The organism is Tardiphaga sp. 841_E9_N1_2 (assembly GCF_051811065.1).
GTDB classification, from domain to species: domain Bacteria; phylum Pseudomonadota; class Alphaproteobacteria; order Rhizobiales; family Xanthobacteraceae; genus Tardiphaga; species Tardiphaga robiniae.
Genome location: NZ_JBPWQC010000001.1, coordinates 5793786 through 5814513, shown reverse-complemented (window position 1 = coordinate 5814513; position 20728 = coordinate 5793786). Strand labels below are relative to the sequence as shown.

The following is a 20728-nucleotide window of genomic DNA, read 5'->3' as shown; positions in this document are numbered from 1 at the left end:
CAATAATCAGACAACTTCGATAGCCGTGTAACCCGCTGCGTTATTTATGTCCTCGATCGAGGCATAGGGGGTTCCTCCGCCCGTAATGCCATCGAGGGTGATGGTTCCGAAGCCGAAATCCAGCGTGGTATTGGTACCATCGTCGTCGACGACCACCGTTGTCGGGTCATAGCCAGGCGCCGCATCGATGCTGATGGTGTCACCGTCAGCGAAACTAAGATCGGTAACTTCGTCATCACCGAAGTCCGCGCCCGTACCATCGCCAGCGTTGATCGCGTCGGTTCCGGCGCCTCCTGTAAGCACGTCATCACCGATACCGCCGTTCATCGCGTCAGCGCCGTTACCGCCGCTCAGCTCATCGTCGCCCGCTGCGCCGTTGAGCGTGTCATTTCCTGCACCGCCGGCCAGCGTATCGTCACCGTCGCCGCCTTCAAGCGCATCCGCTCCATTGCCGCCGGCAAGCGTATCGTCGCCTGCATCGCCGTTTAACGTATCGACGCCGGTGCCGCCGGACAGTTCGTCTGCCCCGTCGCCACCATTAGCGACGTCATCGCCAGCGCCGCCTTCGATTGTGTCGTCACCAGCGTCACCTGCCAGCAGGTCGTTACCCGCACCGCCATCCATGACGTCGTCGCCCGCTCCACCATTAAGTGTGTCGTTTCCGGCGTCGCCGTTCATGATATCGTTCCCGTCATCGCCATTGAGGGTATCGATACCATCGCCTCCGTTCATGGTGTCGTTACCGGCACCGCCATTCAGTGTGTCATCACCGAGACCGCCATTCACCGTATCATCACCTAGGCCGCCACTGGCGGTATCATTGCCGTCGCCGCCTTCCAGCGTGTCATTGCCGAGCCCGCCGGTCAGGGTATCGTCGCCGGCATCACCATTGATGGTATCATCGCCCACCCCGCCAGACAGGACGTCAGCACCATCACCACCATTCAATGTGTCATCGCCAGCAGCGCCTGCGAGTGTATCATCGCCTGCGCCCCCCGAGAGAACGTCATTTCCAGCACCGCCGTCGACGTTGTCATTTCCGTCGCCGCCATCGATCGTATCCGCCCCGGCGTTGCCGGAGAGATCATCATTCCCTGAGCCGCCATTGATCGTATCGTCCCCCGCGTCGCCGCTAGCCGTATCATCTCCAGCGCCACCGTCGATCGTATCAATGCCAGCGCCGCCACTGATCTGGTCGTTTCCGTCTCCTCCGAGAATGGAGTCGTCTCCCGCGTTGCCGTTCAAGGTGTCGTTGTCGACGCCACCATCGATCGAGTCGTTACCGGCTCCACCGTTGATCGTGTCATCACCGCCGAGGCCTGAGAGAGTGTCATTACCCGGGAGCCCATTGATCGTATCCGCAACTGGGGTTCCGTCCAGAATGTCGTCACCTGGTGTACCATTGATCAGTGCCATGATTGCCACTCCATGATGATGTCGCGCTTCTAACGCGACTACGCTTCGCGCTGAACATAGATGCATGATCCTAGCTATCCCCTCGACAACCGGAGATCGCTGACACCGAGCGTGTCGATCGAGCGAATTTTGCGCAATCCCCATGTGGGGACAAAATGCAGCGCGTGATAGGGAAAGCTATTGCGTAAATGTTCGCTCAGGATTCATCTGAAGGACAGCCCTGCTGCCGTAACTCAAGTTCGACAATAATGCTCTGAGGCCATGATTAAGCGCGTCGAGCGTGCAATCTGAAGATGAAGGGCAGAGCAGAACTCTAACTATACGGTATTCTTACGGATTACAGAGTGCTCTCGCGCGTGGCTCGTGACGACTGCTCCATCGAGCCGAGAGCCTTCGTCTACTTCAGCCATAATCTCGTTAATCGTCTCAATAGGTCTTGCAGAAAGGAAGGATGACGCGAAGCTCATGTGCGTGAAACTGGCTTAACGCCAACAATGTGCAACGCCCGTCCCAAGTATATTATCCTGGAATCGATTTATCCTACGAGTGTCACATGTAATCGGCATCGTGTCGCACATCGACGAGCTGCTCGACCGCAACATCGGTGCCGGGTATCCAATTGGTCGATTTGAAGCCGCTCACGCATGCGGCAATCCCTTGCGACATTAAGATAGCTCGCGTCCGCTTCTTGCGCCAAACCGACAATCGGTAACGGACGATGTCGGCCGCTTGCCATGAGCGAGACAAGACCTTCGTGGCGGTCAACTTACTCTGAACTACACTTTCGAGAGATTTTTGCAGCGGCTCCTTTTCGAATCTGCAGCGCTCCTGTCGACAGGTGACATCAATCCAGAGCGACGCAGCCCCTAGAAGCCGCATTTCCCGCGGCATCCGGGTCGCTCCGCACCGTTGATCTGATCGATCAGGAACGCACTTCGAAGATCATATTGAAGGGCGTCTCAGTCGCGCGGCGGAAGCGCTTGAATCCTGCCTCAGTCGCGACCTGACGCAATTTGCTTTCACCTGCCTGGGCACCGAGCCCCAAGCCCACCTCCTGAGAGAGCGACGCAGGTGTACAAATGAATGTCGAGGCGTGATAGAAAATGGACCCGATCGGGTTGAGATTATCCTTGAGATTGTCATGAGCAAATGGCTCGACGATCATCCACGACCCGTCTTTGGCCAGTGTTTCCTTGACATGCTTGCCCGCACCAACGGGGTCGCCCATGTCATGCAGGCAATCGAAGAAAGCGACGAGATCGTAGTCTTTTGCCGGAAAATCCTTGGCACTGGCCTGCGCGAATTCAATTCGGTCTCCGACCCCCGCTTCCTGGGCCAGGACCTTCGCGCGATCGATCGAAGGCTTGTGGTAATCAAACCCGAAGAACCTGGATTTGGGATACGCCTGGGCCATCACGATGGTCGAGGCGCCGTGGCCGCATCCGACATCGGCCACCTTGGCGCCCGCTTTCAGCTTGGCTTCGACGCCTTCGAGCGTCGGAATCCAGTTTGAGACCAGATTGGCGTTATAGCCCGGCCTGAAGAAGCGTTCGGTGCCCGAGAAAAGGCACTTCGAATGCTCATGCCAACCGACGCCCTTTCCTGTTCGAAATGCTTCGGCGACCTTGGGTTCGTCGAGATAGGTGGACTGCACGACATCGAATGCACCGGCGAAGAAAGCTGGCGACCCCTCCTCGGCGAATGCCATCGCTTGTTCGGCCGAGAGCGAGAACGCGTTCTTTTCAGGGTGGTAATCGATGTAACCAGAGGCGGCCTGGCCGGAGAGCCACTCGCGGACATAACGCTCATGCAGACCGGTCTTCTTGGCAAGCGCTGAAGGCGTGAAGATATCTCCATCCGCCATTGCCTTGTAGAGGCCAAGACGATCGCCGAGCAGTATACTGGCACCGCCCAGTGAAATGCCGAGGTCGTTGACCAGCTTTCCTACGAGTGCGTTCAGCTTTTCAGGATTTGGTTCACGCATTGCAGCATCCTCCACTTTGTGAAGAACAGCCCTCGTTCTAGTTAAGCACGACTGGCGAATTACAAGTGGGAGCCGAGCGCCACGCGATGTCAGATTCAGAATTATGCGGAATTGTCCGCTGCTGGCGCAATCCCCGCGTTCCCTCTAGACTTGCTTCTGCGAAGTTTTGAAATTGCCGCTCAATTTTCACGAATTTTCGGGGGAAAGTATCCTTGGCCGAAAGTGGGATTGCGAATATTCGCGCGGTACTGTTGTCAAAGCCCCGCCCGGTCGGGTGGGATCAGCGCCGGCAGCGACTTGATGAAGTCGGGTCGATCTGGCCGGTGGCCGACGATGTCGCGTTGCGGACTGTCGATTGCGGAAATGTCGCGGGGGAATGGTCCTTCTCACCGGGGGCAGATACGACGAGCGTGCTTCTGTATTTTCATGGCGGCGGTTTTTGTTCGGGATCAATCCTCAGTCATCGACGCCTCGTGACAGAGGCAGGGCGGGCTGCTGGCATAAGCACCCTGGCGATTGACTATCGGCTCGCGCCGGAAAACCCGTTTCCTGCCGCTCACGACGACGCGATGAGCGCTTGGCGATATCTGCGCCAGCAGGGCATAGACGCCGGCAATATAGTAGTTGCCGGTGACAGCGCTGGCGGCAATCTTACAATTACCCTGATCAACGCCTTGCGCGGAGCCAATGAAGAGTCGCCGGCATGCGCTTGGCTTATTTCGCCCTGGACCGATCTTTCAATGTCCGGGACGACGCTGCAAAGCAAGGATCAGATCGATCCGATCATCCACCGTGGCTACCTCGAGGAACTGGCTGACGCCTTTGCTCCGGCATCGCTCGACCGCAGGAGCCCGTTTCTGTCTCCGCTGTTCTCGGACCTCATCGGATTTCCACCAACACTCATTCAGGTCGGGTCAGCCGAAACTTTGCTCGCAGACTCGACGCGTTTCGCGGAGGCTGCCGCGATAGCCGACGTCGCGACGACGTTGGAGGTATGGCCCGACATGATCCATGCATGGCCTCTGTGGAATGGCGGTCTTACAGACGCAAGGTTGGCGCTCAGGTCAGCTGGACAATTCATCAAGCATCGATTGTCTGATCTAGGACGTGGACTCATAAAGGCGCAGCCATAGCCTAATTGACCCGGTTGCGGGCGCGATAGAGGTAGAGGCTGAAGCCGATCGGATCGGTGCGATTGCTCTTCGGCGGGATGTGGCCCACGCGCCCTTTTTCGTGGCAAGCTCTCTGATCCAAACCGCATCATAGCCACGGTCAGCAAGCAGCATTGAGCCGCATTTCAGTCGAGACAGCAGTTTTCTGGGAAGTCTAACGTCGTGCGCTTCAGCGGGGCTCAACGCCAGCGACACCGGCAGACCATTGCTATCGACCAATGCGTGAATCTTGCTCGTCAAGCCGCCACGAGACCTTCCTATCGATTAACGCCGGTTCCGGTTGATGCAGGCTCCATGCTAATGCACGCGGACGATGGAGGTGTCGATCATCTGGACAGCGGCATCGTGAGCAGCGGCCAGCCCGTCTATGATACGGCCCCAGACGCCAGCTCGCCGCCACCTGACGAAGCGGCTATAACAAGTGGTGTACGGGCCAAACGCTTTCGGCAGATCACGCCAAGGTGCTCCTGATCGCAAAACCCAGAAGATGCCATCGAGGACGCGGCGGTCGTTCAACCGCGGAACGCCTCGTGGCTTATTCGGCAGCATCGGCTTAATGGCGGTCCATTCATAGTTGGCGAGTTCGTAGCGCATGATTCGTCCCCCCAGTTTTGGAGTTGAATCACGGCGATCTGGCCCAGTGCAACGCCGGCCCCTGCTGCGGCGCTTACGGACGGAAGCGGGCATCAACCATCTGGGCATCCCCGCCCAAATCGTCGAAAATGCCCCAAACCGGACGTTGACCTGCCGCACAATTCACCTACGTTTTACGTCAAAACGGGAGCATTCCCATGCGACAGTTGGCAATCTCGGCCCTCCTTTTCCATTGCCTTTTGACGGTTCCCGCTCTTGCACAAACTCCACCAAATAAAATGCCAGCCGATCAAGCGCGCGAAGAGCACGCTTACGCTATCGGTATTCAAACAGCGATCTGGGGGCGTCCTTTCGTAGACAACGTCCACACGCTCTATGCTGGGCTCAAGGCTGGCGCTGTCGGGCTAAACTACTTCCGCAAGTTCCCAAATCTGAAGACCGCCGCCGACAAGTTTGTCAACACGCCAAACAATGTCTCAATCGACGGCTATGCCTGTGCTGATCTCGGCAGCGAACCGGTTGTCATTCGCGTTCCTACTCTCAGCCAGAGCCGCTGGTACATCGTCCAGATCGGCGACTACTATGATCAGGTCGTCTACAACATCGGCGGCAGTAAAGGACCGGAACCCGGGTTGTTTCTCCTCACTGGGCCGGACTTCCACGGCGCAATACCTTCGGGCATTAAGCAGATCAAGGTCCGTACGCAACTGGGCGTGATCGCCAACCGTGTGTTCGTCAATGGTGACGCCGACCTACCTGCGGCTCGCGAGGTTCAGGCAGGTTTCCTGGCGCTGCCGCTATCGGTGTTCGAGAAGCAGGGCCTGCGATTTGAAGTCCCGAACCAATACGAGTACGCGCGTTTTGAGCTCAAGCCAACGGCCCCCGAAGCTCTTCGCATGTTCGAGACGATTGGCTTCGGCATGAAGACGTTTCTGTCGCGCAGTGACGACTTCGGCGACGCCGATGTTGCCGCTGCTCACCGGATCGGCCTCAGTGTCGCAAACGGATTTGATTGGCAGAGTCTCGACGAGCCAACCAAGCGTGGTCTCGCACGAGCAGCGACGACAGCAACGGCGATCATCGAGGACACCTACGCGAATGCGGCTGAGAACGTCAGGGGCTGGCGCTACACGATGGGTGGGGGTCGAGCCGGTTTCGACTACGCCTTGCGTGCAGCCATGGCGGCGAACCTGACGGGGGCAAACGTACCAGAGGAAATTCTCTATCCAAACACCCGCGTAGACGATCAGGGCGCTGCGCTCTCTGGCGCGAACAAATACGTCCTTCAGTTCGACAAAGACAAAATCCCGCCAGTGTCGGTGTTCTGGAACCTCAACATGTACGACGAGAAGGAGTTCTTCATCGAGAATGAATTCAAGCGCTACAGCATTGGCAGCACGACTGATGGATTGAAGAAGGGGGGCGACGGTTCGATTACAATCTACATCCAAAAAGATAATCCCGGCCCGGACAAGCAATCGAACTGGCTACCTGCTCCCGCTGTCAACTTCAATTTGACGATGCGGCTGTACGGGGCACAAACCCCCATCTTGGACGGTTCGTACCGACTGCCGGGAGTAAAGCGAGTACCGTAAGTCTGCTATCGGCCCAGCGCGTCATCTGCTGCGGCTGCACAAAGCGGTCGCTATCAGCGCAAAGCGGACATCGCCAGCGTTCATGAGTATGCGCCCTAGTTCCGTAGGGGCTGCGCAAGGATTGCGACCCAGTCGTCTGCGTTCGTAAATATCAGGGTACGATAACGACCGGCAACAAAGCCGTCCGCCTTTGGCGCAAAGCGGTCGTTGGCCAAGCTTGCTTATTATTTGTCCAATGATAGCTACGCACGTGTGGGCTTTTTCTTATCGACGATCGGTGGCGCTGCGATGAGCAGAACCGTTCATTCTGTTTTGCCGCCACGACGCTACGGACGGTACCACGCGCATTTGCAAGGCGGCGTCGCAACCTCAGCTCTGATGCGGACCTTGCATGATCTTCATGGCATCCTTCACGTGGCGCCACTCGTTGGCTTCTTCCACCTGACCTTTTTGCTCGCATGTCAGTGCATTCTGAGCGGCATGAGCGATGGCCACGGCGCCGTGCCGATCAAGCATCTGCCGAGCGATGGTGTGGACTTGAGTTTCGGACATCATTTGCTCTCTCCTGATTTACCCGAGCCAAGGAGAACCGGTGCTGCTGGAACAGAACCGGCCCGGTGTCTCTGAAAACGGTGGAACAGCCAATCTCGTTCCCGGAAAAAACAACCGGCCGCGCGCTGGCATGGGCCGGCCATCTATCGCCACCGCTTTGCCACGAATTTCAAACTCGAATTGCGATCGGGCAAAGCATTGTGCACCGCAAATCAATCATCCGATGTTAAACATCGGATGATTGCATTCGCTCTGAAAACGTGAGATAGGCCACTGAGCAAACAAGCGGGGAAAGAACACTCGTGGCACGAAGTCCTACAAAATCGCTGGAGCGGGGAAGCAAGCCAGGTCGTATCAATTCGGTCTTGACCACGCTCGGCTGCGAAATCGCGCAGGACATTATCCCGATTGGCGCGACCCTCCCCCCCGAGCCGGAATTGGAGGCGCGCTTCGGTGTCGGGCGCGGCGTCATCCGGGAAGCGATCAAGACCCTTGCTGCGAAAGGAATGGTCAGCGTGCGTCCGCGTTACGGTACGCACGTCTTGCCGCGCCGCGACTGGAGCCTGCTCGATCGCGATGTGCTGGGATGGCTGGTCGGCGGCGGCGAACCGGACCGCGATCTTCTGATGGCCATTCAGGAAGTCCGCCTGATCATCGAGCCGGCGGCAGCCGCGCTCGCGGCAACGCGGAGCACCAAGCGGGACAGGTTGCGCATCGAAGCCGCGCTGGTCGGCATGGAAACCTCGCACGATCAGGAAAGCGCCATCAAGGCAGACAAGGCATTCCACCTCGCCATTCTGGATGCGACGCATAACCCCGTGTTGCAGGGTTTTCGCGGCGCCATCGATACCATTCTGAGCGCGGTATTTCTTGTCGCGGTCGGCAGCCCCGGCTGGTTCGAAGACAATCTGCCAAACCACGCGGCCGCTGCGCGCGCGATTTCCGCGGGCGATGCAAAGAAGGCCAAGACCGCCATGGAACAGGTGCTTGGCTACACGCAATTCAAACTCTCGAAGCGTCGCGCGACTGCGACGCCTGAAGGCATAACGCGGGTCTCAACCGCGACGGCGAAAAAAAGAAAGAGGAAGCCCCATGTATCGTGACATGATTGGATCGACGCACGTCCTTGCATCACCGGAAATCGCCGTCGTCGCTATTCCCGAGGATGAGTGCGTCTGGGTGCCGCAGGCTCCGGATGTCTGGTTTCGTCCGCTGATGCTGAACACACGACAAGGGCAGTGGTGTAATCTGCTGCGCGTGCGACGCGCCGGCGTATTATCGCGGCATCTGCATCCCAATCCGGTGCATGGCTTCGTGTTGCGCGGCAAGTGGTTCTACCGCGAACACCAGTGGGTGGCGACGGAAGGTTCCTACGTGTTCGAGCCTCCGGGTGAGATCCACACGCTGGTCGTCCCAGAGGACGTTTCCGAGATGATCACCTTCTTCAACATCCAGGGATCGATGCTGTATCTCGATGAGAACAACAAGCACGTCGGTTATGAGGACGTCTTCACCAAGATCGATATGTGCCGCGCCCACTACGAGTCCGTCGGCCTTGGCCGTGACTACGTCGATCAGTTCGTGCGCTGATGGCAGACGGTGCCAACATGATCGAGGAGATGCCGTCGGCCGCATGGGCGTCGATCTGGTACGCGGGAAAACGCGTGCTGGTGACGGGCGGAACGTCAGGGATCGGCGCGGGCCTCGCGCGCGGCTTCGTTGAGGCCGGCGCGGAGGTCATCGCGACTGGCGTGAATGCTACGGAGATCGAGCGGGCACGTTCGGATTCGGTGCTGCGCGAGGCTCAGTCGCATCAGCTCGACGTCCGCGACGACAGCGCGATCAAGTCCCTTGTCGGCTCGCTCGGCGAACTCGACGTGATCGTCAATTGCGCCGGCGTCATTCGTCGCAGCGAAGAACTCGACCCCGCGGTTTTCCAGTCGGTGGTCGATATCAATCTCAACGGCACCATGCGGATTTGCGCCGCCGCGAGGCCGCTGCTGGCACGCTCCAAGGGTGCGATCGTCAATCTGGCATCCATGCTGTCGTTCTTCGGCGGCGGTCTCGTTCCCGGTTATGCCGCCAGCAAAGGCGGTATTGCACAACTGACGAAATCGCTGGCGATCGCCTATGCGAATGACGGCATTCGCGTCAACGCGATCGCGCCAGGCTGGATCGCCACGCCGTTGACGACCGATCTGCAAGCCAGCCCGGAACGTAGCCAGGTCATTTTGGGACGCACGCCGTTGGGCCGTTGGGGCAAGCCGTCGGACCTTCTGGGGGGCGTGCTCTATCTGTGCTCGCCGACGGCTTCTTTCGTGACGGGGACGATCCTCGTCATCGACGGCGGATATGCCGTGACGTGATCAGGCGGCGGCGAAGTGCCGCCGTTCGCAGACGAGATTTGAGTACTAAACTGCGTAGCCGAGAGCCTCGCAGATAAAAACAAAGCGGCCAGAACGCTGGTCAAAGGGAGGTCGCGTGCTCGTTGCGCCCGGTCAAAAAGTGCGGTCCCGCGTCGCCTGGCGCGGCATGAACTCGCTGGTGGGCGCAGCCTTGTTCGTGGCGCCCTTGCTGGTGCTCGTCGCCATCTGGGCGATCGTGGTCCCGCTGTTCAACGTCAATCCGCGGATTTTCCCGTCGGTCGGCTCGGTGGCCGAAGCAGCGGTTGCGGCGATCGGCGATGGCTCACTCATCCACCATATCGGCGCGAGCATGCTGCGTGTCGGATTGGGCACGTTTCTCGGCGTACTCGTCGCTGTTCCGCTTGGCGTCGCCATGGGCGTGAGCCCTGCGGTCTCGGCGTTCCTGACGCCGCTGTTTCGCTTCTTCTCGGTGCTTGCCGGCATCGCCTGGATACCGATCGCAACGTTGTGGTTCGGCTACGGCTTCGGCGCCATCATCTTCGTGATCTTCAACGCCGTCTTCTTTGTGGTCGCCTACAACACGCTGCTCGGTGTCTCCACCACTCCGATGACGATCCGCAATGCCGCCGCCTCGCTCGGTGCCGGACGATGGGCCTTGCTCACCGAAGTGCTGCTGCCGGGTGCGCTACCCAATATCGTGACGGGCGTGCGCACCGGGCTCGGCTTCGCGTGGCGCGGCCTGATCGCGGCGGAGATGATCGCGACCAATGTCGGGCTTGGCTACATGCTGTTCGTCGCCCGTGACTTCTATCGCACCGAAGTGATCGTGCTCGGCATGATCGTCATCGGCGTGTTGTGGCTATTCATCGACCGGTTGCTGCTCGTTCCGCTGGAACGCGCGACGATCGAGCGATGGGGACTGGTGAGGCGCGCATGAACATTGCACTGAAATTCTGGAGCGGTTACGTGCGCACGACGCATCGGTGGCCAATTATCGCGACCATCGTGCCGTTTATTCCCGTGGTGGCGATCTGGAGCATTGTCGCCAATTCAGGCATGTTTCCGCGCGCCTTCTTCCCGGCGCCGGTGGATGTGATACGGTCGTTCATCTCCCTCACCTACAAGGGAATTTTGCCGGACTATCTGCAGGACAGTCTGATCCGGCTGCTGTTCGGCGCAACCATCGGCGTCGCGCTGGGCATTCCGCTCGGCATCCTGATCGGCTCCAGCCGCCTCGCGCATCGCATCTGCTGGCCGGTGCTGCTGTTCTTTCAAGCCATCGGCGATATTGCGTGGCTGCCGATCCTGCTGATCTGGTTCGGCTTCGGCCTCACCACCATGACCTTTGTCATCGTCTACACCGTGCTGTTTCCGATCGTGCTGAGCACCGTGCTCGGCGTGCAGTCGGTCCATCGCGATCTGGCCCGTGCGGCGCAGAGCCTCGGCGCTTCGCCGATGCGAGTGTTGTGGGAGGTGACGCTGCCCGGTGCGTTGCCGAATATCATTACCGGCCTGCGCAACGGCCTCGGCTATGGCTGGCGCGCGCTGATCGCGGTGGAGATCATCGTCGGCACCAGCGGCATCGGATTCATGATGTTCGATGCACGTCGTGCCGGCTCAACGGTCGAGATCCTGCTCGGCATGATCGTTCTCGGCACTCTTTGGTGCATCGTCGATGCCTGGATCCTTGCGCCGATCGAGCGCGCAACGGGCCAGCGGTGGGGATTGGTTACGTCATGAAAACGCTGTCGCTCAAAAATCTTCGCAAGACCTATTTCGATCCCTATGCGGGATCGCAGGTCACCGCCGTTCAGGATGTCTCGCTTGATGTCGAGCAGGGTGAATTCGTCTCCGTCGTTGGTCCCTCCGGCTGCGGCAAAACAACGATCCTGAACATGATCGCGGGCTTCATCCCCTATACGGGCGGTGAAATCCTGATTGACGGCAATCTCGTCAAGGGACCGGGTCCAGATCGCGGCGTGGTTTTCCAGTCGTTCGCCCTCTTCCCGTGGAAGACGGTGCTGGAGAATGTCGGCTTCGGCCCGAAGATGCGGGGCGTACCAAAGGACGAGCGCGACCGCACTGCCCGGCAATATCTCGCGCTCGCCGGTCTCTCGCATGCCGCGGATCGCTACCCGAACGAATTGTCCGGCGGCATGCAGCAGCGCGTCGGCGTCGTCCGCGCGCTGGCCAACAATCCGGCCGTGCTGCTAATGGACGAGCCGTTCGCCAGCGTCGATGCGCAGACCCGCATGACACTGCAGGAGGAGCTGACGCGTATCTGGCAGGAGCGCAAGCCGACCGTCATTTTCATCACACATGATGTGGCCGAGGCCGTGTTTCTTGCGAACCGCGTTGTCGTGCTGTCCAAGGGCCGCGTGCTCGATCAGATCAAGGTCGATCTTCCGCGTCCGCGCGTCTGGGATCAACTGATCGAAGATGAAACGTTCAAGCGTCTGTCGGCGCAGGTTCTGCAAATGGTGCGGGCCGCATGAGCATCGCGCGAGATGTCATTCGTTCGACACGCGGGCGTGTGGTGCTCGCTGTCGTTGTCGTGTGGGCCGCGTTTCAGGGCTGGCTGAGCATCGAGGCGCCGAGCAAGATTTCCAAGGAGCTCGCCGGCGCGTCCGACAAGGTCAATATCCAGATCGATATGCCGTTTACGCCGGAGCGTTTTCACGTTCTGGCGTTTCAGAAGTATGGGCGGATCGCCGGAGCCGACGATCATTCCATCGGACTAAGGGGTGTGAAACGAACGGACCTCAACGCGGTTGCCCGGCCTTACTGGGTCACGAGCGTGGGGCCAATCAAGGAGGAGGACTGATTTTGAAACGCATATTATGGGCTTTAACTGCCGTGATGCTGGCCTGCGTGCCCGCACAATCGCAGACATTGACGAAACTGAATGTCGGCATGGTCAGCGCCATCGACATGCTGGCGATCCCGGTGGCGCTGGAGCGCGGTTACTTCGAGAAGCAGGGTCTCGATGTCACCATTGCGCGCCCCTACGCAACCGGCGTTGATGCGCTGAACGCGCTGCAGGCTGGCGAGACGGAGATCCTGCAGGTCGGCGTTCCGATGATCGGCGCCGTGCTACGCGGCATGGATCTCGTGGCGCTCGGCAATTACAGCGGCAGCGCCACCAAGTCCGGTTCGGACGCGACCATGGCGATCATTGCCCGTGAGGGATCGGGCATCGTCAAGGGCGACCTCAAGAGCCTCAAGGGCAAGAAGATTGCGACCTCCTTCGGCACCATCAACCATCTCTATATCCTGGCCCTGCTGGAAAAGGCCGGGCTCAAGCCCGACGACGTCCAACTGGTCAACACGCCGCCGCCGGATATGACGGTCGCGCTGCTCGCCAAGGGCATCGATGCGTTTTCCGGCTGGGATCCGTGGCCGATCATCGCGCAGAAGGACGTCCCCGGTGCCTTCGAAGTGATCCGCGGCGGCGATGTCATCGCCTATCTCGGCTATGTCGTCTCGCTTCGGTCCTGGGTCGAGAAAAATCCGGAATCGACGGAGAAATTCCTGGCCGCGACCTCACAGGCCGACCAGTGGATGCGCAAAAATCCCAAGGCCGCCGCGCAGATCGGCACCCGCTGGATTCCCGGCCTGAAGCCAGAGATCGCCGAAGCCGCGATGGAATTCAATGTCCAGCAACTTGATCGACGTCTTTCGGCAAATAGCTACAAGGCACTCTGGAGCGCGCAGGACCGGCTTCAGCGGCTGGGCGTGCTGAAGGCGACATTCGACGTCAACAAGAACATCGACGCCAAGCCGATGCTGAACGTCATGAAGAAGCATCCCGAACTATTCGCCGATCTACCACCCATTCCGGCGGACGTCGCGCTCGGACCGGACTTCACGTTCAAGCCATGAATAAAGGAGGCGGTCTGCCCAATTGTGGACCGCCTTTTCTCATCGATGCATCATTCGAAAACACTAGCTAGCAGCGTCGTGCTTTGCGACTGGCTCACTTTTACCCGCAACGTCAACGGCAACTAAGCCAGTCCCAGGCCGCCATCAACAGCAACAACCTGGCCCGTCATCCATTCCGAAGCGGGACTTGAAAGCCTCACGACCCATTCCGCCAGGTCGTCAGGAACGCCGCGCCGCCCGAGCGGTATGCGCGCCCGCTCCTGTTCCTTGATTGCCGCAGCCTGTTCCAGGGAGAGCCCCATCATGCCCGTCAGCGCGCCCGATTCCGTAGGTCCTGCCGCCACGGCGTTCACGCGTATGCCGAGTGGTGCAAGCTCCAGCGCCCAGCAGCGGGTCAAATGCTCCAAAGCCGCCTTGCTGGCGGCGTAATGAGACAGTCCAGCCACCGGCTTGTGACCGAAAGTGCTCGAGACATTAACGATCGTGCCCCGTGTTGCCTTTAGGTGAGGAAGCACAGCGGCGGCAAGGAGACTTGGGCCGAGCACATTGACGGAGAAAATGTCCATGATCCGATCGGCTGTCGCATCTGCCAGCGGAAGGATGGCACCTGCGCCCGCGTTGTTGACCAGGGCATCAACCCTGCCCCAAAGATCGACCGTCTTGGCGATTGTGCGCTTGGCATCTTCGGCGGAGGCTGCATCCGCCACCATGCCGGCTATGTTCGCATGCTCGGCAATCGTTTCTTCGATAGGGCCGGGACGGCGGCCGGTCACGAATACCTTGTTGCCTTCCCTTGCGAAGCGCAGCGCCGCCGCCTTCCCTATGCCGGAGCTGCCGCCCGTTACAATCACGACCTTTTCACTCTGCATTTTCAATCTCCTTCTTGCCAAGATGACGCGGCTTGGCCCCACTACTCTGCAGTCCATCTGAATCCGCACTGCTATAACCGGGGCGCGCGCGCATGAACGCCACGCGGGCGCGCCCCGGTCCTCATCCGACTAGCGATCAGTAGTCCCAGACGATCGGAACCCAGCGAAACGCGTCGCCATCGATCGCCACGTGGCCGGCGGACGGGAATGGCAGATGAGTCGCGACCAACAATTCGCCTGTTGCCGCCAGCTCCCGCAACAGACGGGTCCGAACGCGCGCTGCCTCCTCGGGGTCGTGCTCGAAACCGTTGTGCCAATCGGGTTGGTCAAACCCGACCGTGAACACGGCGTCGCCGGCGAAGGTTAGCGCGTCACCGCCGGATGCCAGGCGGACAACACTGTGTCCGGGCGTGTGGCCGCCGGTCCGACGCACGATGACTCCCGGCGCCAGTTCGTGCTCGTCCGTGAATGTCCGAAAATGCTTTCCATATTCGGCCATAAACCGCTTGGCGGTTGCCCGCAGCGCGTCCGGGAATCCCGGCGGCATTTGGGTGTGAGAGAAATCGGGCGCTTTCCAGAATTCGACCTCGGCGGCAGCGACGTGGATCCGCAGATCCGAACGTAGTTGATCCTTCACCCCTTCGACGAGAAGTCCGCCGATATGGTCCATATGCAAGTGCGTCAGCACGATATCGGTGACGCATGCAAGATCGATCTCGGCAGCGGCCAATCGCTGGATCAGTTGTCCGGCCCGCGGCAAATGCAGGTCCGGGTCCAATCCCAGCCCGGCGTCGACAAGAATGGTCTGCTCGCCGCTCTGCACCACGACCACGTTCAGTGGCCAGTCGAAAGCGTCCGGCGGCAGGAACATGTCGCGCATCCAGGCGGCCCGGACGGCGGGGTCTGCGTTATGTCCCAACATGGAGGTTGGGAGTGGCAACACGCCATCGCTGACCACCAGCACGTCGATGTCGCCGATCTTCACTGCATAGCGCGAGGGGACCAGTTCGTTACGCCCCGACTTGACGGGGGCTGATGTCGTATCAAGGTTCATGTGTTTCTCCTTCTGGGTATTTTGCTGGGTATTTTTCCGAGCGGCTTGAATCGTCTGTGTCATCTGTGGGTCCTCCTGGTTGATCGTGAGAGCTGGCCGCGCTCCTGCATGGAGCGCGGTTCTTTCTTGTGTGGAGCGGCTAGACTTCGGTCACATGCTCCGGATCGGCCGAGGCGAGAGCGGCGGCACGCTCGGGCTTCGGCGGATAAATCCAGACGGTGTTGATTTCCTTCTTGGTCTTCTTGGCGACGTCGCCAACCATCTCGACCTTGCGATCCCAGCCGCGCGTGAACAGTGCGCCGGCTTCGCCGAGGTCGAGACAGGTGACGTAGCCCTTCTGGTGATATGGCCTGGTCGCCATGCGCAATAATTCGGCGGCGGCATTGTTGCCGGCAAAGGCGCCCATCCGCGTCGCATGCTGGCACGACATCAGCGCGTAGTTACCGACATCGTCGCTGGCCGCTCTGGCGGCATCGCCCGTGGCAAAGACGCCCGGCACCGAGGGTACGCGCAAATCGCGGTCAACCAGCAGCCGGCCGAAATTGTCGCGCTCGGCGGGGATCTGCGTGGTCAGCGGCGCGGCGCGAATGCCTGCTGCCCAGATCACCGTCTCGGTTTCGATACGTTCGCCGTCGGACAGTGTGATCCCGGATGCATCCAGCGAGGCAACACCGGCACCGAGTCTTGTCTCCACACCGAGCTTGCGCAGCGCTTCCTCGATGATGGGACGTGGACCCTCGCCCATATCGGGGGCGATCGCACTGTTTCGTTCGACAATGATGACGCGCGGCCGGGCGTCCTTGCCGAGGATCGCGCGAAGGCGTGCCGGGATTTCGGTCGCGGCTTCGATTCCCGTGAAGCCGCCGCCGGCTACGACGATGGTGTCGCGTCCGTTCGATGCCGGCCGATCGGCCAGGCCATGCAGATGCTTGTCGAGCGCGATCGCATCGTCGAGATTGTCGACGCTGAAACCATGCTCCGCGAGGCCGGGAATATTCGGACGGAACAACCGGCTTCCGGTCGCCACGACCAGCCGATCATAGGAGAGCGACTGTCGCTTATTGTTGGCGGTCGCGACCTGCACGATGCGGGATGCGGTGTCGATCGTCTCGGCGCTGCCTTTGATATAGACGACGTCGACGGCCTTGAGGACATCCAGCAAAGGCGCCGTCAAGGTTTCGGGCTTCGGCTCATAGAGCCGCGGCCGAATGACCAGTGTCGGCTCGGGTGCGACCAGTGCGATCTCGAGCTCTTCGGGCGAAACGCCCTTGATGTCGCGCAGGCGGGCTGCGGACAATGCGGCGTACATGCCGGCGAAGCCGGCGCCTATGATGACTATTCGCATGTGATGTTCTCCTTGGGTTTAAGTTGCTCGGCAGTACGCGCGTCACCGCCGCCGCTTCTCACCTGCGGCAAATTTGTTGCGATCAACGATGACGCGAAGACGGGAAACGACGAGGTGAGCCCCTATGGAGGGGTACAGTCCAGCATCGACGCCAGTTGCATGGGACGTTCACATTCGGCGCGGCAGATTCGCGGAACCAGCGGCCGGTCACGATGAAAGATGATCGGCTGTGCGAACGTCAGCGGCCGGTCGTTCAAAGCCTGGATGTCATCGCTCACGATGATGGACAACGAGGGGGTGCTGTCTTGGGCGGGCTGCGCTGGCTTCTCGGCCTCTTCGCCCGTCGATGTCGTCAGTCGAATGGTCAGTGAAAGTCCATATATCAGAGAGCTCGTGACGACCCTCCGTCGCGGTATCATTGCAAGTGGGTCGACGAAGGTCTTCCAGGCCATTGTCTGTCTCCGTCCGTTATTGGCGTGGGCACGGTGATGATCTAGCCGATCGGATCTGCAACTGCCCCAGAGCGATTGACGTACCTGTCGAGAGATTGCGGCTAACGCGTCCGTCGGCGCCAATCGCTTGGACTTTCGCCGGTCAGCTTCCTGAACGCCGCTGCGAAGGCTGTCTGCGAGGCATAGCCAAGCGCCGCTGCCACCGACACGACCGATGCGTCGGTGTCGCGCAGCATGTTCATGGCCTGCTCGAGCCGGTGTTGGCGCAACCAGGCATGTGGCGAAAGCCCGGTGCTTTCCTTGAAAGCGCGGCAGAAGTGAAAGCGCGACAGGCCGGCATCCGAGGCCAGGGCGGAAAGAGAGACGTCCGTATCGCTGTCCGAGCGCAAACGTTCGATGGCACGTAGCAGCGTCTTCGGCGCCAGCCCGCCCATGGTCTGCTGGAACGTGGTTGGCGCGCCGGTGTGCGCAGCCAGTAGGCGCGTGGCCAGAAGATCCGTCACTTGCTGCCTGAACAGGGCATCCAGGGCCGCATTGCCCTCCAGGACGTCCGCCGCACTTATGAGCAACCGCGATGTGATGGGATCGGGATGCGCCGTTCGCTCCAGAAGGTCGCCAGGAGCGGCGATGTCGGCTTCGTGGGCAACGCGCTCGAGTATTCTGTGCGGAAGATAGAGCTGAACGACATCAACAGGTTTCGGAATATCCCATCGGGAGCTTGATCCTTCTGGAATGATGATCACAACACCGGGGCGAAACGTTCCAATCGCAACCGATCTTCCCGACCGCCGCTCCATGCGCTGCATCGAACCGTTGTAAGCCATGATGACGTGATGGGTCATGGGCTCGACGACGTCGTGCAATGGCTCATGTTTCCAGTGGGTGATTCCGGCACCGGAGGAATCCAAAGCCATATGAAATGGTGTGGTCCCGAGCACGCGGGACATCTCCGCACCGGCAGAAGGCCGCTCGGCATGGGACGGAGTTTCCTGGGGCGCCTCTGATGCGGCTGCCGGGTTATTCGGACGATCGTGACGCTTGGTCATGGACGTGCACCCGCAGCAAGGGTTCGTGTGCGTCCGATGAGACCCGTACCGCCCATGACGATAATCCTCATGACTTTCCTCCGATTGTTCGGGCCATCCGTGGCCTTGCTCCTGAAAGCACTGCCAGAATGCGCGCGGACGGGCCGGAAAGCCTTGTAGGCACCTTGAATTGCCGTTGAGTTTTCCTTGGCTTCTTGTGCAATCGACACGCGTACGTGCAGTTTTCATTCAAAAATGATTGCCTGGACGCCGATCAGCCCGAGCTCAAGCGAGGCGCCCGAACTCGTCGCTGCTGGACCGAAGCCGTTCGATCTGCTGCTCTTTCCGGTCTCGAACAATGACCCGAAGCGGAAACCGAGGATCCAATCATCGCTGATGAACTATTTGATCTGCGACCCCGACCAAGGGACAAATGAGCGTCCGAGGAATGGCGGTCGGGTATCCCGGCTGCTCCGGACAACGTGCGGAGACCACATGCGATGCAGATGCGCTTCTCAACATACCGGTTGTTCGCCTGCATGGCCGTGGTGCTTCTCGCCGGGTCGCCGCGCGTGGCTGCCGCAGACGAGTGGGATTCCTGCGTAAAGCTATCAGATGACCTCGCGGTCGCGGGGTGCTCGCGCGCCATCGACTCGCGCCAATACACGGGGCGAAGCCTCGCGCGGGTCTATGCGCGTCGCGGCGGGGCGTACCGGGCACAGGGCGACCTCACCCGCGCCATGGCGGATTACAACGAGTCGATGCGGATCGATCCGACCTATCCGTCTGCCTACAACAGTCGCGGCAACGCTTGGTACCACAGCGGAAAATTCGATCGGGCCATCGCAGACTATAACCAAGCGATCCGGCTCGATCCGAAATATGGCTACGCCTACGCCAACCGCGGCAGCGCCTGGGGCGCCAAGGGCGACTTCGACCGGGCCATCGTGGACTTCGACCAGGCGATCCAACTCGATCCGAAAGATGCTGAAGCCTACTACAACCGCGGCAGCGCCTGGAGGGGCAAAAGTGACCTCGATCGGGCCATCGCGGACTACGATCAGGCGATCCAGCTCGATCCGAAATATGGGGCTGCCTACGTCAACCGCGGCAACGCCTGGGGCGCCAAAGGCGATTTCGACCGGGCCATCGCGGACTTCAACCAGGCGATCCAGCTCGATCCGAAAGATACCAAAGCCTATTACAACCGCGGCATGGCGCGGGAGATGAAACGCAGTCTGAAAGAGGCATTGGCTGACTTCAAGATGCACGCTCAACTCGCTCCGTCCGATCCGGACGGCCAGAAGGCTCTGAAGCGCGTATCGAAAGAATTGAGCGCAATATGACGGGGCGGCGCTGACATGGCTTGATGTCTGAAAGCGGCACATTCCAAGCGTCATGCCTCCGACGTCTCCCATTCCCGCACCACCGATGTCCCGCGTCTCGCGATGCCTGATCGACATCGGGCGCATGATCGTCGGCCTGATCGCGGCGATTATCATCGCGCCTTTGGCCATGGGAATTCTGCTGCAGCTCAGCCTTCGGCCCACCGGCGGAATCGCCGCGCATCTCGGCGCGGTCGTCACGACGGCTCTGCTGACTCTCGTTTTCGGCGTGGCGGGTTCATTCAAGGCCACCGTTTTCATCGCCCTGCCCGGAATCCTCTTTGCGCGATGGGTCGGGATCATGTCGCCCGCGATGTGCATGATCGGCGGCGCCATCACCGGCGGCGGCTTCTTCGGCATCAGCGCCTCCGTTGGCTCCTCACTGCCGACCGAATGGGGGCTGATCGGCGCAGCGGCGTGCGGCGGAAGCGTTGCCGCGCTCGCTTACTGGTGGCTCGCGGAGCGTCACATCCGGTGACCCTCGCGGCACCGCCAATGAGAACAATTGGCCTGTTTTGGGATCAACCGACATAGCGAAGCCTGACGTGCCGCCTATTGCTCACATCACATCTGCTTCCGAGCGATGCATGCCGATCAACGCCCGTCGACATAAGGATGACGCGAGAGGATATCATCGAGTCCGGCGCGGCAGCGATCCGCCCATGCAGGATCAAGCCGGCCCAGCAATGCGAGCTGATGCGCAAAACGCAGGCGCCTGATATCGCCGGCGTTGGAATTGCGGTGCATGAGTTCATAGGTTCCGGCCATCGCCGAGGTGATGGTCTCGAAAGTCCAGTACATCAGCTCATCTAGATCATCGGTGGTCCGCATGTCGTATCGCTCGCCGCGTTCGACGAACATGTAGTGGAAGTGCCCGTCATGCTCGATCAGCGCACGGCCGGAATCGACATGCCGATACCCCGGCAGCAGCTCTTCGGGCGCATGGATGCGTGCGGCAAGCACGCGCATGCGGTGATCGACTTGCTCAAGGGGTGTCAAGGCAGCGGCCTCGTGATTAGCCAATGCGGCCGTGGGAC

Annotated in this window: 23 protein-coding genes and 1 pseudogene; 13 read left to right on the top strand and 11 right to left on the bottom strand. The window is 60.2% G+C overall.

Features of this window, described 5'->3' with window-relative positions:
• Window positions 1-6 precede the first annotated feature (6 nt).
• The 3 genes from AB8A50_RS27915 to AB8A50_RS27905 form a co-directional block, all read right to left on the bottom strand.
• Window positions 7-1416, bottom strand: coding sequence for a calcium-binding protein (locus AB8A50_RS27915; protein WP_120288671.1), 1410 nt, complete (start codon window positions 1414-1416; stop codon window positions 7-9).
• A gap of 549 nt (window positions 1417-1965) precedes the next feature.
• Window positions 1966-2307 (bottom strand): hypothetical protein, encoded by a 342-nt coding sequence (locus tag AB8A50_RS27910; protein WP_439079629.1) that lies wholly within the window; start codon window positions 2305-2307, stop codon window positions 1966-1968.
• Between the two features lie 31 nt (window positions 2308-2338).
• On the bottom strand, window positions 2339-3400 hold the full coding sequence (locus AB8A50_RS27905) for a class I SAM-dependent methyltransferase (RefSeq protein ID WP_439080047.1): 1062 nt from the start codon (window positions 3398-3400) through the stop codon (window positions 2339-2341).
• Between the two features lie 212 nt (window positions 3401-3612).
• Between AB8A50_RS27905 and AB8A50_RS27900 the strand changes: the two genes are divergently transcribed.
• Window positions 3613-4533 carry an alpha/beta hydrolase gene (locus AB8A50_RS27900; RefSeq protein ID WP_439079628.1) on the top strand — a complete coding sequence of 307 codons (921 nt, stop codon included), beginning with the start codon at window positions 3613-3615 and terminating at the stop codon, window positions 4531-4533.
• A gap of 7 nt (window positions 4534-4540) precedes the next feature.
• On the opposite strand, the pseudogene AB8A50_RS27895 reads toward AB8A50_RS27900, so the two are convergent.
• Window positions 4541-5166 (bottom strand): annotated as a pseudogene (locus AB8A50_RS27895) (IS5 family transposase); the annotation flags it as partial.
• Window positions 5167-5363: 197 nt separating this feature from the next.
• Here AB8A50_RS27895 and AB8A50_RS27890 point away from each other — a divergent pair.
• Window positions 5364-6761, top strand: a complete 1398-nt coding sequence (locus AB8A50_RS27890; protein WP_439079627.1) for a DUF1254 domain-containing protein — start codon at window positions 5364-5366, stop codon at window positions 6759-6761.
• Between the two features lie 369 nt (window positions 6762-7130).
• Here AB8A50_RS27890 and AB8A50_RS27885 read toward each other — a convergent pair whose 3' ends face one another.
• Entirely contained in the window at window positions 7131-7316 is a 186-nt protein-coding gene (locus tag AB8A50_RS27885) for a hypothetical protein (protein ID WP_170849737.1), read from the bottom strand.
• A 37-nt stretch (window positions 7317-7353) separates the two neighbouring features.
• Here AB8A50_RS27885 and AB8A50_RS27880 point away from each other — a divergent pair, with 37 nt between their 5' ends.
• From AB8A50_RS27880 to AB8A50_RS27840, 9 genes are all read left to right on the top strand, one after another.
• A complete protein-coding gene (locus AB8A50_RS27880) occupies window positions 7354-7554 on the top strand; it encodes a hypothetical protein (protein ID WP_439079626.1) in 201 nt (66 codons plus the stop codon).
• Between the two features lie 61 nt (window positions 7555-7615).
• Entirely contained in the window at window positions 7616-8416 is an 801-nt protein-coding gene (locus tag AB8A50_RS27875) for a FadR/GntR family transcriptional regulator (RefSeq protein WP_439079625.1), read from the top strand.
• Window positions 8406-8903, top strand: a complete 498-nt coding sequence (locus tag AB8A50_RS27870; protein ID WP_439079624.1) for a 2,4'-dihydroxyacetophenone dioxygenase family protein — start codon at window positions 8406-8408, stop codon at window positions 8901-8903. Before AB8A50_RS27875 ends, AB8A50_RS27870 begins: the two co-directional genes overlap by 11 nt.
• A complete protein-coding gene (locus tag AB8A50_RS27865) occupies window positions 8903-9679 on the top strand; it encodes an SDR family NAD(P)-dependent oxidoreductase (protein ID WP_439079623.1) in 777 nt (258 codons plus the stop codon). Before AB8A50_RS27870 ends, AB8A50_RS27865 begins: the two co-directional genes overlap by 1 nt.
• Before the next feature lie 115 nt (window positions 9680-9794).
• Complete coding sequence (locus tag AB8A50_RS27860; RefSeq protein WP_439079622.1) at window positions 9795-10616, top strand: ABC transporter permease; 822 nt, start codon at window positions 9795-9797, stop codon at window positions 10614-10616.
• Window positions 10613-11419, top strand: coding sequence for an ABC transporter permease (locus AB8A50_RS27855; RefSeq protein ID WP_439079621.1), 807 nt, complete (start codon window positions 10613-10615; stop codon window positions 11417-11419). Before AB8A50_RS27860 ends, AB8A50_RS27855 begins: the two co-directional genes overlap by 4 nt.
• Window positions 11416-12174 carry an ABC transporter ATP-binding protein gene (locus AB8A50_RS27850; protein WP_439079620.1) on the top strand — a complete coding sequence of 253 codons (759 nt, stop codon included), beginning with the start codon at window positions 11416-11418 and terminating at the stop codon, window positions 12172-12174. The genes AB8A50_RS27855 and AB8A50_RS27850 overlap by 4 nt, the downstream gene beginning before the upstream one ends.
• On the top strand, window positions 12171-12503 hold the full coding sequence (locus AB8A50_RS27845; protein ID WP_439079619.1) for a hypothetical protein: 333 nt from the start codon (window positions 12171-12173) through the stop codon (window positions 12501-12503). The genes AB8A50_RS27850 and AB8A50_RS27845 overlap by 4 nt, the downstream gene beginning before the upstream one ends.
• Window positions 12504-12505: 2 nt before the next feature.
• Window positions 12506-13561 carry an ABC transporter substrate-binding protein gene (locus AB8A50_RS27840; RefSeq protein ID WP_093759258.1) on the top strand — a complete coding sequence of 352 codons (1056 nt, stop codon included), beginning with the start codon at window positions 12506-12508 and terminating at the stop codon, window positions 13559-13561.
• Between the two features lie 122 nt (window positions 13562-13683).
• On the opposite strand, the gene AB8A50_RS27835 is transcribed toward AB8A50_RS27840, so the two are convergent.
• The 5 genes from AB8A50_RS27835 to AB8A50_RS27815 all read right to left on the bottom strand — a co-directional run bounded on the left by AB8A50_RS27835 (window position 13684) and on the right by AB8A50_RS27815 (window position 18327).
• Window positions 13684-14430, bottom strand: coding sequence for an SDR family NAD(P)-dependent oxidoreductase (locus AB8A50_RS27835; protein WP_439079618.1), 747 nt, complete (start codon window positions 14428-14430; stop codon window positions 13684-13686).
• 136 nt (window positions 14431-14566) lie between these two features.
• On the bottom strand, window positions 14567-15484 hold the full coding sequence (locus tag AB8A50_RS27830) for an MBL fold metallo-hydrolase (protein WP_439080046.1): 918 nt from the start codon (window positions 15482-15484) through the stop codon (window positions 14567-14569).
• Between the two features lie 139 nt (window positions 15485-15623).
• The gene (locus tag AB8A50_RS27825) at window positions 15624-16829 is read right to left on the bottom strand and encodes an NAD(P)/FAD-dependent oxidoreductase (RefSeq protein WP_439079617.1); all 1206 of its coding nucleotides are present in this window, start codon (window positions 16827-16829) and stop codon (window positions 15624-15626) included.
• 122 nt (window positions 16830-16951) lie between these two features.
• A complete protein-coding gene (locus tag AB8A50_RS27820; protein ID WP_139285859.1) occupies window positions 16952-17281 on the bottom strand; it encodes a hypothetical protein in 330 nt (109 codons plus the stop codon).
• A 101-nt stretch (window positions 17282-17382) separates the two neighbouring features.
• Window positions 17383-18327 (bottom strand): helix-turn-helix domain-containing protein, encoded by a 945-nt coding sequence (locus AB8A50_RS27815; protein ID WP_439079616.1) that lies wholly within the window; start codon window positions 18325-18327, stop codon window positions 17383-17385.
• Window positions 18328-18806: 479 nt separating this feature from the next.
• Here AB8A50_RS27815 and AB8A50_RS27810 point away from each other — a divergent pair, with 479 nt between their 5' ends.
• Window positions 18807-19652 (top strand): tetratricopeptide repeat protein, encoded by an 846-nt coding sequence (locus AB8A50_RS27810; RefSeq protein ID WP_439079615.1) that lies wholly within the window; start codon window positions 18807-18809, stop codon window positions 19650-19652.
• A gap of 85 nt (window positions 19653-19737) precedes the next feature.
• A complete protein-coding gene (locus AB8A50_RS27805) occupies window positions 19738-20169 on the top strand; it encodes a hypothetical protein (RefSeq protein ID WP_439079614.1) in 432 nt (143 codons plus the stop codon).
• Window positions 20170-20285: 116 nt separating this feature from the next.
• On the opposite strand, the gene AB8A50_RS27800 is transcribed toward AB8A50_RS27805, so the two are convergent.
• Window positions 20286-20660, bottom strand: coding sequence for an Imm63 family immunity protein (locus tag AB8A50_RS27800; protein WP_309947340.1), 375 nt, complete (start codon window positions 20658-20660; stop codon window positions 20286-20288).
• Between the last annotated feature and the right edge of the window lie 68 nt (window positions 20661-20728).